Annotated in this window: 5 protein-coding genes; all 5 read right to left on the bottom strand. The window is 76.4% G+C overall.

Going from position 1 to position 11889, the window contains the following annotated elements:
• Nucleotides 1-40: 40 nt before the first annotated feature.
• Genes ACZ52J_RS27690 through asnB form a run of 5 tightly spaced genes read right to left on the bottom strand, consistent with a single transcriptional unit; the run spans nucleotide 41 to nucleotide 11618 of the window.
• Complete coding sequence (locus tag ACZ52J_RS27690; RefSeq protein WP_465622559.1) at nucleotides 41-778, bottom strand: aspartyl/asparaginyl beta-hydroxylase domain-containing protein; 738 nt, start codon at nucleotides 776-778, stop codon at nucleotides 41-43.
• Nucleotides 779-782: 4 nt separating this feature from the next.
• Nucleotides 783-7256 (bottom strand): amino acid adenylation domain-containing protein, encoded by a 6474-nt coding sequence (locus ACZ52J_RS27685; protein WP_465622558.1) that lies wholly within the window; start codon nucleotides 7254-7256, stop codon nucleotides 783-785.
• On the bottom strand, nucleotides 7253-8998 hold the full coding sequence (locus tag ACZ52J_RS27680; RefSeq protein WP_465622556.1) for a non-ribosomal peptide synthetase: 1746 nt from the start codon (nucleotides 8996-8998) through the stop codon (nucleotides 7253-7255). Before ACZ52J_RS27680 ends, ACZ52J_RS27685 begins: the two co-directional genes overlap by 4 nt.
• Entirely contained in the window at nucleotides 8995-9738 is a 744-nt protein-coding gene (locus ACZ52J_RS27675; RefSeq protein WP_465622593.1) for an aspartate/glutamate racemase family protein, read from the bottom strand. The genes ACZ52J_RS27680 and ACZ52J_RS27675 overlap by 4 nt, the downstream gene beginning before the upstream one ends.
• The gene (gene asnB / locus ACZ52J_RS27670) at nucleotides 9735-11618 is read right to left on the bottom strand and encodes an asparagine synthase (glutamine-hydrolyzing) (protein ID WP_465622554.1); all 1884 of its coding nucleotides are present in this window, start codon (nucleotides 11616-11618) and stop codon (nucleotides 9735-9737) included. Before asnB ends, ACZ52J_RS27675 begins: the two co-directional genes overlap by 4 nt.
• Nucleotides 11619-11889 lie beyond the last annotated feature (271 nt).

Below are 11889 nucleotides of genomic sequence, written 5' to 3'. Positions count from 1 at the left end.
GGGGCGGGCAGGACCGGGGACGACCGGGTACGACCGGGGCTCAGACCGCCATCAGGTAGCGCTGGAAGCGGGGCATGAGGATCTCCAGGGCCCGGACCTCGACGGGCGTCAGCTCGGGGTGCCAGACGTCCCAGAGCAGGACGGCACGCTGCTGGGTGCCCTTGTTCCACGCCTCGTGGATGAAGCTGTCGTCGAAGAGGATCACCTTGCCCTCCTCCCAGCCGCGCTCGTCGTCGGCGACCTTGATGGCGCAGCCGGGCGGGACGATCAGCGGCAGGTGCGCGGTGAGCAGCAGGTTCACGCCGCCGGTGTGCGGGGTGATGTGCACGCCGGGGTTGAGGATGGTGAACATGCCGTCGCGCGGCCCGTGCGGGGTCGCGGACACGGCCGCGTGGGTCTCGGGGCAGCGCTCCCGGACCTCGTCGCGCCACTGCCCGTTGCGGTACAGCTGGTAGGTGTCCCAGCCCTGCCAGCCGAGCTCCTTGGTGTACAGGTCCTCGTACGGGGCGAAGCGGGCCTGCTCCTCGCGCAGCGCCAGGAACTCCGCCTTGATCGCCTGGTACGACTCCTCCACCCGTGCCACCCAGGGCAGTTCGGCGGTGTCGTGCCAGGGCAGGGCGCTGATCCCGGGGAAGAACAGCCGGGTCGGCTCCTGGTCCTCGTGCAGGTACTCGGGGACCTGCTCCCCGGTGAGGATGCGCAGGCACTCCTCGACCCGCTCCAGCCCCTCGGTGCCGAGGGCGCCGTGCAGTTCCGTCATCACGCTCTGGACGTCCATGGATTCAGTCCCTCCCTGTCGGTGTGTACCGGTCGGCGGCGTCCGCCCCCTCGGCCCGGTCCCGGGCCTCGCGGCGGGCCCTGGCCCGGGCGCGGACGGCGTTCTGCCGACGCTCGCCGCGCGGTTCGGCGGTGGCGGCCGGGGTCCGGCCGTCCGCGGTGCCGGTGCCGTCGGTGAGGCCGGCCGCGAACTCGGCGATGGTCGGCCGGCCGAAGACGTCGACCAGCCGGACCGGCCGGTCCAGCCGGCGGGCCAGCTCCAGCTGGAGCCGGGCGGCCAGCAGCGAGTCGCCGCCGGCTTCGAAGAAGTTGGTGTGCCGGCCCACCGGGCCGCCGCCCAGCAGCTGTTGCCAGGCGTCGGCGACGAGCTGTTCGACGCCGGCCAGCGGGGTGGCGTCGGCGGGCCGCGCGGCGGCCTCGGGGAGCGGCAGCCGGGCCCGGTCCCGCTTGTTGGTGCGGGTCCTGGGCAGCGCGGCCAGCAGCATCACGGTGTCCGGCACCACCGCGGCGGGCAGCCGTTCGGCCAGGTGCGCCCGCAGGTCGGCGCCGGTGACCCCGGGGGCGGCGACCGCGTAGCCCACCAGCCGTCGGGCCGAGCCCTCGCCGTGCGCGGCGGCGGCGGCCTCGCGCACCCCGGGGTGCAGCTCCAGCAGGGCCTCGATCTCCTCCAGCTCGATCCGGTTGCCGCGGATCTTCAGCTGGCTGCCGATCCGGCCGGTGAACGCCAGTTCGCCGTCCGGCAGTCGGCGGCCGAGGTCCCCGGTGCGGTACAGCCGGCCGCCGTCCTCCCAGGGGTCGGCGACGTAGGCCCGCTCGCTCTCCTCGGGCCGGCGGTGGTAGGAGCCGGCCAGCAGGTCGCTGCGCAGGTGGATCTCGCCGACCACCCCGACCGGGCAGAGCCGGCCGCGGTGGTCCAGGACGACGGCCTCGCGGCCCGGGATGGGCAGGCCGATCGGCACCCCGTTGGGGAACTCCTCGCCCGGGGCCAGCTCCCGGTGGGTCGCCAGCACGCACTCGGTGGGCCCGTACAGGTTGTGCAGCCGGGGCCGGTCGGGGCGGTGCGCCCAGGCGGCGGCCAGGGCCACCGGGAGCACCTCGCCGGCCATCAGCACGTGCTCCAGGTCGGGCAGCTGCGTGCCGGTGGCGTCCAGTGCCTCGGTGACCAGCTGGAAGAAGGCCGGGACGGTCTGGATCTGGGTGATCCGCTCGGCCCGCAGCCACTCGGCCACCGCCAGCGGGTCGCGGCGCAGCCCGTCCGGCGGCAGGCAGAGCACCGCCCCCGAGCAGAGCGCGGCGAACACCTCGGTGTACGCGGCGTCGTACGTGAACGGCGCCCACTGGGCGATCCGGCTGTCCGGGCGGATGCCGAAGCGCTCGCGCTGCCAGTCGGCGAACTGGGCGAGCGCCGCGTGCGGCAGGGCGATGCCCTTGGGGGTGCCGGTGGAACCGGAGGTGTAGACCAGGCAGAGCGGGTCGCCGGGGTCCGCGGGGGAGGCGGCCGGGGCGGGGCCGGCGGGGGTCGCGGCGTCCGGCGGGCACGGGTCGAGGGTCTCGACCGGGACGCCGGCGAAGCCCCCGTCCTCCGCGCGCAGCCCGGGGTGGCGGGCCAGGGCCGCCTCGGCGGCCAGCAGGCAGACCGGTTCGGCGTCGGCCAGCAGGGTCGTCAGCCGGGCGTCCGGGTCGGCCGGGTCGAGCACCGCGAAGGCGGCGCCGGTCTTGGCGACGCCGAGGATCGCGGCGGTCTGCACCGGGCCGGCGGGCAGCAGCACCGAGACGAACCGGCCGGGTCCGGCGCCGTGCGCCAGCAGCCGGGTCGCGACGGCGTCGCTCCAGGCGTCCAGCTGCCGGTAGTCCACCGTCAGGCCGTAGGCGCGGATCGCGGGCGCGTCCGGGTGGGCGGCCGCCCGGGCCCGGAACAGCTCGGTCACCGACCGGGCGTGCCCGGCGCGCACCCGGCCGGCCGGGCGGGCCGGTACGGGGGAGGGCAGGGCCGGGTCGGCGAGCTCGACCGCGTCCAGCGGGGCGTCGGGCGCGGCCAGCGCGGCTCGCAGTAGGGCGTCGAGGTGCCGGGCGAACCGGGCGGCGAAGTCCGGGCCGAAGCGGTCCGCGGCGTACTCCAGGCCGCCGTCGATCCGGTCGGGGTGCTCGTCCAGGGCCAGCGTGAGGTCGTACTTGGCGGTGCCGGTGGGCAGTTGCCGCAGCACGCCGGTGGCCTCGCCCAGCCGGAGTCCGGCCGGCGGCGCGTCCTGGAACACCAGCGAGGCCTGCGCCAGGGTGGGCCGGCCCGGTTCGCGGGGCAGGCCGAGGCCGGCCACCAGCCGGTCGAAGGCGACCAGCGGACGGCCCAGGTCGGCCGCCAGCGCCCGCCCGGTGCGGGCTACCAGTTCGGCGAAGGACGGTACGCCGGACAGGTCCACCCGCACCGGCAGGGTGTTCACCAGGGAGCCGACCAGCGGCTCCAGTTCGGGCCGGTCCCGGTTGGCCACCGGGACGCCGACGACCACGTCGTCGCTGCCCGCGTAGCGGCCCAGCAGGGCCGCGTACACCGAGAGCAGCACGGTGAACGGCGTGGTGCGCAGGCGCGCCGCGCCCTCGCGCAGTGCGGCCGTCAGCTCCGGTGCCAGCGCGACCGGCAGGGTCTCGCCGGAGCCGACCGGCCGGGTCAGGGCGGGTACGTCGGTGGGCAGGTCCAGCACCCCGGGGTGCCCGTCGAGCCGCTCCAGCCAGTAGTCCAGCTGCGCCTGACGGTCCGTCACGGCCTGCGCGGCGGCGAGGCCGGCCGCGTGGTCGGCGAAGCCCGGCTCCAGCGCGGCCGGCGGCTCGGCCAGGCCGAGGCGCGCGGCGTAGAGCGCGGCCAGCTCGCGCACGGCCACCCCGATGGACCAGCCGTCCACGGCGAGGTGGTGCGCGGTGCACAGCAGCACCGAGCGCTCGGGGCCGATGCGGACCAGGGTGAGCCGCAGCAGCGGCCCGGCGGCCAGGTCGAAGGGCCGGACCGCCTCGGCGCGGGCGAGCGCGGGCACCTCCCCGGGCGTCGCGTCCAGCACCGCGAGGGCCGGTACGGCGGTCGGCGCGAGCAGCAGGACCGGGCCCTCCTCCCGCAGTTCGCAGCGGGCGGCCAGCACCGGGTGGCGCGCCACCAGGTCGGCGAAGGCGCCCTGCAGGGCGTCCCGGTCCACCGGGCCGGTCAGCTCCAGCGCGGCCGGCAGGTGGTAGGCGGGCGAGTCCGGGTCGAGCCGGTGCAGCAGCCACAGCTGGCGCTGCTGGTCGGTCATCGGGACGGTGTCGGGCGCGGACCCGGCGGTGCGGGCGGCCGGGCCGGGCGTGGCCGGCCGGGTGCGGGCCAGCGCGGCCGGCGTGGGGTCGGTGTAGAACTCGGCGAGCGAGGGCGCGCCGCCGAACCGGGCCCGGACCCGGCCGAGCAGCCGGGTGGCGGCGATGGAGTTGCCGCCCGCGGCGAAGAAGTCGTCGGTGGTGCCGACCCGTTCGGCGGGCAGGCCCAGCACCTCGGCCCAGAGCGCGACGGCGGCCCGCTCGGCCTCGCTGACCGGCTCGGTCCGCCGCGCGGCGGCGAACTCGCCGACCCGGCGCAGCAGTTCGGGCCGGTCGACCTTGCCGCTGGTGTTCAGCGGCAGTGCGGGCAGCACGGCGATCGTGCCGGGCACGGCGGCCGCGGGCAGCCGCTCGCGCAGGTGACGGCGCAGCGACTCGGGCAGGGCGTCGTCCCCGGGCAGCGCGTCGTCCTCGGGCAGGGCGTCGTCCTCGGCGCGGGCGGTGACGAAGGCGACCAGCCGGGGGCCGGCCGGCTGCTGCCGGTCCACCACCACGGCCGCCTGCCGGACCGCGGGGTGGGCGCCCAGCAGGGCTTCCACCTCGCCGACCTCGATCCGGTGACCGAGGATCTTGACCTGCTGGTCGGCCCGGCCGAGTACCAGGATCCGGCCGTCCGGGAGGTGCCGGGCCAGGTCGCCGGTGCGGTAGACGGTGCCGCCGGCCGGGTCGACCGGGTCGGGCACGAAGGCGGCGGCGGTGAGCTCGGGGCGGTTGCGGTACCCGGCGCTCACGCCGGCCCCGCCGATCACCAGTTCGCCGACGGCGCCGCGCGGCACCGGCCGCAGCCGCCGGTCGAGGACGTAGCAGACCGTGTCGGCGACCGGGCGGCCGACCGTGACGGGCTCGCCGGAGCGCACCCGTCCGACGGTGGACCAGATGGTGGTCTCAGTGGGCCCGTACAGGTTCCACAGCTCCGCGCAGCGGGTCAGCAGCCGTTCGGCGAGGTCGCCGTCCAGGGCCTCGCCGCCGCACAGCGCCCGCAGTTCGGGCCGGCCCGGCCAGCCGCCGTCCAGCAGTCCGCGCCAGAGCGAGGGGGTGGCCTGCATCGCGGTGGCGCCGCTGCTCTCCAACAGGGCGCCGAGCGCCTCGGCGTCCCGGACGCTCGCGCGCGGGGCGACCACGACCCGGCCACCGGCCAGCAGCGGGGCGAACAGCTCCAGGACCGAGATGTCGAAGGTGATCGAGGTGACGGCGAGCAGGGTGTCCTCGGGGCCGAGGCCCGGCTCGGCGGAGACCACGCTGTGCAGCAGGTTGGCCACGCAGCCGTGCGGCACCGCGACGCCCTTGGGCAGCCCGGTGGAGCCCGAGGTGTACATCAGGTACGCGAGGTCCTCGGGCGCGGGGCCGGGCGTCGGGGCGGTGGTCGGCTCCGCACCCTCGGCCAGCAGCGCGGCCGGGTCGGCGGCGGGCAGGCCCGGGAGGCCGTCGCCGACCAGCAGCCGGGCGCCGCTGTTGGTGAGCACGTGCTCGGCACGCGCGGCGGGCATGGCCTCGTCGAGGGGGACGAGGACGGCGCCGGCCCGCCAGATGCCGACGATCAGCGGCACCAGTGCGGCGGCACGGTCCACCCGCAGGGCCACCCGGTCGCCGGGCAGCACGCCGTGCCGGGTGGTCAGCCGGTGGGCGACCCGGTCGGCGGCCGCGTCGGCGCCGGCCCGGGTGTAGGCGGTGCCGGGGGACTCGACGGCCGGTGCGGCGCCGTCCCGCCGGGCGAGCCCGGCCAGCGCCTCGGGGACAGTGGCCCAGCCGCGTGCGCCGTCGGGCGCCCGGTTGAAGTCGGTCAGGACCTGGTGGCGGCGGTGCTCGGAGAGCACCGGCAGCTCGGTCAGCGGCCGGTCCGGGTCGTCCACGGCGGCTTCCAGCAGGCACAGCAGCGAGTCCGCGAAGTCGGCGGCCGTCTCGGGGGCGAGCAGCGCGGTGCGGTACTCCAGGGTGGCGTCCAGCGCGCCCGAGGGGCGTGGCCGGAGGAAGAAGGTCAGGTCGTACTTGGCGGTGCCGCTGTGCGAGGGCGCGGGGGTGGTCCGGACGCCGGGCAGCTCCAGGGTGGTGGTGGGGCCGCTGTGGAAGGAGTACATCAGCTGGAACAGCGGGGTCCGCCCGCCGGCGGCGCGGCCGAGGCGCTCCACCACCAGGTCGAACGGGGTGTCCCGGTGCCGGAGGTCGGCCTTCAGCTGCCGGCGGGTGCGGGCCAGGGCCTGCCGGAAGCCGGGCTCGCCGCCGAGGTCGCCGCGGTGGGCCACGATGTTGAGCAGCGGGCCGACCACGCCGGCCAGGGCGGTCCGGTTGCGGGTCGCCACCGGCATGCCGACCACCAGGTCGTGCTGGCCGGTCCAGCGGGCGGCGGTGGCGCAGAAGGCGGTGAGCAGCACCGTGGACAGGCTGGCGAGTTCGGCCCGGCCGAAGGCGCTGAGCCGGGCCGCCAGTTCGGCGGGGACGGTGAAGTGGTGCAGCGCCCCGGCGACCGGGTCGCCACCCCGGCCGGGGTCGGCGGGCAGGTCGGCGGTGGGCAGTTCCCCGGCGAGCCGGGACGTCCAGTGGTCGAGCCCGCCGCCGTCGCCCGCCCCGGCGCGCTGCCAGGCGGCGTAGTCGCCGAAGTCGGGGCCGCCGGCCGGGGCCTCGGCGGTGCCGGGCGCGGCGGCGTAGCGGGCGGCGAGGGACTCCAGGAAGACGCCGAAGCCCCAGGCGTCGACCACGATGTGATGGGCGGTGAACAGCAGCAGCGAGCGGTCCTCGCCCAGCCGGAACAGGTGGGTCCGCATGAGCGGGGGCCGGTCGAGGTCGAAGGGCACGGCCACGGCGCGGGCGACCAGCTCGGCGAGCCGCTGCGCGCGGTCGGGCTCGGGCGCGTCGGCCAGGTCGACGGTCTCGACGGTGGGCCGGACCTGCTCGGCGAACAGCTGCCAGGGCTCGCCGGCGGCGTCGGCCACGACGGAGCAGCGCATCATCTCGTGCCGCCGGGCGGTCTCGGCGAGCGCCCGCTCCAGGGCGGCCGGGTCCACCGGGCCGCTGACGTGGAAGGCGGCGCTCTCGTTGTGCAGGGCGGTGCCGGGCAGGACCTGCTCGGCCCGCCAGATGGAGCGCTGGGCGTAGGAGAGCGGGGCGCGGCCGCGGTCGGCGCGCAGCGGCAGGGAGGTGTCTCGGCTCATCGGGGCTCACCGTCCGCGGCGGCCCCGGCGCGGCCGGCGGCGACGGCCGCGGCCAGCCCGGCGACGGTCGGGGCGCCGACGTACACCCGCAGCGGCACCTCGACGCCGAAGCGGGTGCGCAGCCCGTCCAGCAGCCGGGCGATGCCCAGCGAGTCCCCGCCGAGCAGGGCGAAGTCGTCGTGCCGGCCGACGGCGGGCACGTGCAGCAGTTCGCGCCAGAGCTCGGCGATCCCGGCCTCCAGGCCCTCCAGCGGCTGTTCGCCGGTGTGGCCGGCCCGGGCGGCGGCGGGGCTGGGCAGCGCCCGCCGGTCGGCCTTGCCGCTGAGGGTGCGCGGGATGGCGGCGAGCCGCAGGTAGAGGGCGGGCCGGGCGGCGGCGGGCAGGGTCTCGGCGGCGTAGCCGCGCAGTTCCTCGTCGGTGACGTCCGGGGCGACCAGGTAGGCGCACAGCACGGGCTCGCCGTCGGTCTCCTCGACCAGCGCGGCGCAGACGTCGGCGACGCCGGCGTGGCGGCGCAGCCCGTCCTCGATCTCGCCGAGTTCGACCCGGGCGCCGTGCACCTTGACCTGCTGGTCGCGGCGGCCGAGGACCTCCAGGGCGCCGTCGGCGCGCAGCCGGCCGAGGTCGCCGGTGCGGTAGCGGTCCGGCCCGGCGAAGCCGCCGGGAGTGTCGCCCAGGTAGCCGCGCAGCGGGAACGGGGTGCGGATCTCGATCTCGCCGATCGCCTCCGTGACGGGGCGTCCGGCGACCAGCACGCTGACCTCGACGCCGGGCATCGGGCGGCCGGCCGGGACGGTCTCGGCCTCGGCGTCCTCGGCGGTGAGCCGGCGGAAGACCTTGGTCATGGTGGTCTCGGACGGGCCGTAGAGGTTGACCAGCTCCTTGTCGGCCCCGAACAGGCCGCGCCACCAGGCGATGTCGGCGGGGCGGACCGGCTCGCCGGCCAGCAGGGCGGCGCGCAGCCGGGGCAGCGAGCCGGTGTCGAGCCCGGCGGCGCGCAGGGTGCGGAACACGGTGGGGACGCAGTGCAGCAGGTCGATCCGCTGCTCGGTCAGCCAGTGGCCGAGGGCCGCGCCGACCGGGATCGGGCCGGGCGCCGGGACGACGGCGGTGCCGCCGGCGCAGAGCGGGACGAGGGCGTCGCGCAGGAAGGCGTCGAAGCCGGGGGAGGTGAGCATGGAGACCCGGGTGCCGGGCGCGACACCGAACTCGGCGATCTCCCAGTCCAGGAAGTGGGCGACGGCCTCGAAGCTGCCCCGGATGCCCTTGGGGCGGCCGGTGGTGCCCGAGGTGAAGTACACGTACCCGGCGTCGGGGCCGCCGAGGCCGCGCCAGTGGTCGGCCGTCCACGGCAGGCCGGTGACGGACTCGGCCTCCAGCAGGGGCGGTTCGTCCGCTCCGGCGGCGGCCAGGCCGGCGCGGCCGGCGGCGTCGGCGAGCACGGTGCCCGGCCGCAGGTCCGCCAGCAGGGCGGTCCAGCGCGCGGCGGGCTGGCGGGTGTCGACCGGGGCGAACGCGCGGCCGGTGGCGGCGCAGGCGAGGACCGCGGCGACCACCGGGACGGGGTCGGCGCAGGCCACCAGGACGGGGCCGGTGCCCTCGGCGAGCCGGGCCCGCAGACCGGTGGCCAGCTCGGCCAGGTCGCTGTGGCTCCAGTCCCGGCCGGCGGTGGCGAGGGCGGGTTCGGCGGCTCGGCGCTCGACCTGGTCGGCCCAGCGGTCGAGGATGCTCGTGTGGCTCACAACTCTCCGTTCATGATCCGGCGGGCCACGACCGTCAGCGGGTCGAGGGAGGGCAGTTCCCCGCCCAGGCCGGCGTCCTCGATCGCCCTGGTGACCAGGTGCAGTTCGGTGCAGGCGGCGACGAAGGCCCGCACGCCGTAGCGGGGCAGGGTCTCGCGCAGGAAGTCGATGGTGCGGGCGGGGTCCTCGCCGCGCTTGAGGCGGTGGATCTGCTCGTGCAGCGCGTCCTGGTCCGCCGGGCGCAGCGCGACCAGCCGTTCGGCGGCGCGGGCGCCGGCCGGGCCGGAGGTGAGCAGGCCGGCCCGGGCGGTGCCGGAGGAACAGAGCAGCAGGTGCGGTTCGGTGGCCGCCGCCAGTTCCTCGTGCACCACGTCGACCAGGGAGACGCAGCGCGCCGCGAGGTCGGCGGGCAGGTCGCCGAGCACGTGGTGGGCGGTGATGCAGGCGATCACCGTGCGCTCCGCGCCGGCCGCCTGCAGGCCGCGCAGCGAGGTCTCCACGGCGCGCCGCAGCACGTCGAGTTCGCCGCTGCCGATGGCCTCGGTGCGGTCCACCACGGCGGGGTCGGACCACAGCAGCAGCCGGGGGGTGTCCTGTTCGGGGTGGAGCCGGCAGGCCCGGTAGACGGTGCGCAGCAGTTCGGTGGAGGCCAGCGGCCCCATGCCGCCCAGCACCCCGATCAGCGGGTGGTCCGGGCGGGCGCCCGGGGCGGCGGACGGTGCGGCGGCGGTGAGGGTCATCCCAGGCACGGCAGGTCGAACTCCTCGACGAAGAGGGCGAAGGTCGCGACGAGCATCAGGTAGTCGGTGTCCAGGTGGGCGTGCACCTGGTGGCCGTCGGTGCGCTGGCGCGCGGTCAGGGCGGCGACGGTGTCCGGGTCGAAGTAGCCCTGGCGGCGGACGGTCGCGGGGGAGATCAGCTCCTCGAACCAGTCGGCGCCGGTACTGAGCAGGTGGCTGCTGGTCTGGCCGCGGAAGCCGTACTTCTGCCGGCCGAGCACCTCGACGGGAACGAGCCCCTCGGCGGCCCGGCGCAGGACGGCCTTCTCCCGGCCGTGGGCGAGCATCAGCTCCGGCGGCACCGTGGTGGCGTGGTCGACCACGGCGTTCGCGAGGAAGGGGAAGCGCAGTTCGACGCCGTTGGCCAGGGCCATCCGGTCGCCGTGGTCGCCGAGCAGGTGGTCGGCGAGCCGCAGCCGGTAGTCGAGGTAGGAGCGCTGGTGCAGCGGGTGGCGCCCGGCCAGCCGGTCGGGGTCGACCAGGCGCTGGCTGGTGACGGAGAACTCGTCCAGCGCGTGGGCCAGGTCCTCGGCGTACAGTTCGCGGCGGAACTCCTGGGCGGGCAGCTGGTCCTGTTCGTAGGCGAGGTCGACGCCCCACATCCGGTGCCGGAACTCCCGCTCCAGGGAGGCGTCCAGGCCGGTGAGCCGGCTGCCGCCGAGGCCGGTGGCGTCGAAGCGGTAGCCGGGGTAGCCGCCGAACAGCTCGTCGGCGCCCTCGCCGCTGAGCGCGCCGACCGTCCCGGCGGCGCGCACGGCCTCGGACAGCGCGAGCGAGCAGACGTTGTACGACTCGCGGACGGGGGCCTCGGCGTGCCGCACCATGGCGGCGATCCGCTCGGCGACCTGGTGCTCGCCGACCGGCACCTCGTGGTGGTCGGTGCCGAGCTTGCCGGCGACCAGCCGCTGGTGCGGGCCCTCGTCGAAGTCCCGGCCGGGGAAGGTGACCGAGAAGCTGGGCCAGGCGTGGCCGGGCCGGGCCCGGGACATCAGGGCGCCGATCAGGCTGGAGTCGAGGCCGCCGCTGAGGTACATGCCGATCGGCACGTCGGCGAGCAGCCGGCTGCGCACCGCGGTGTCGAGCAGTGCGACGGTGCTGTCGGCGTACCGGTCCAGCTCCCGGTCGAGGTCCGCGGGGCCGACCGGGGCGAGGTCGGTGGCGAGCGGGAAGTCGAGGTCCCAGTACTGCTCGGTGCGCACCCCGGCGTGGTCGGCGATCAGCCGCTCCCCGGGGCGGAGCGCGCTGATGCCCTCGAACATGGTGCGCGGGCTGACCAGCCCGGGCAGGGTCAGCACCTGGTCGAGGCCGCGCAGGTCGACCCGGGCGCGGACGGCGGGGTGGCGCAGGATCGCCTTGACCTCGGAGGCGAAGATCAGCAGGCCGTCGGTGACGGTGTAGAAGAGCGGGACGATCCCGGCGCGGTCCCGGGCGAGCAGCAGCCGCCGCTCGGCGGCGTCGTGCAGGGCGAAGCCGAACTGGCCGTCCAGGTGGGCGGTCAGCTCCTTGCCGTACTCCCGGTAGAGGTGGACCAGCACCTCGGTGTCGTTCTCGGTGCGGAAGCGGTGGCCGCGGCGGCCCAGCGCGGTGCGCAGCTCGCGGTGGTTGTAGATCTCGCCGTTGCAGACCGAGACGAGCGTGCCGTCCTCGGTGCGGTGCGGCTGGTTGCCGTGGGCGAGGTCGTTCAGGGCGAGCCGGCGGAAGCCGAGGCCGATGCCGTCCGCGAGGTGGTGGCCGTCGTCGTCGGGCCCGCGGTGCACCAGACCGGCCGTCATCGCGGCGACCGCCTCGACGTCGACCGGGCGACCGCCGCCCAGGACGAATACGCCGGTTATTCCGCACATTGCGTCCGCCCTCTCCGGTGGATGTTCACGCGTGCCGTTGGAAATACTTCGGAAATATCCGCAAGAAGCCCGGACGGATAGCACCGTAACAGAGTCGGATGGCCCGGGAAAGGGTGGGATTTCCTCAAGGAATTGGCCGTTTTCGGGCACGGCAAAGCCCCGCCGCGGCCCGGCCGAGAATATCCGGGAAATGGCGAATGATGGGCTGGACCCAGCTGAAAATCAGCGCATAAAGTCTTCCCGGGAGCCTGGTCGACAGGCTTCTCTCATT

The sequence above is a fragment of the Kitasatospora sp. NPDC034035 genome (genome assembly GCF_055575755.1).
The sequence above is the reverse complement of the archived record's forward strand: the minus strand, read 5'-3'. Positions and strand labels throughout refer to the sequence as shown.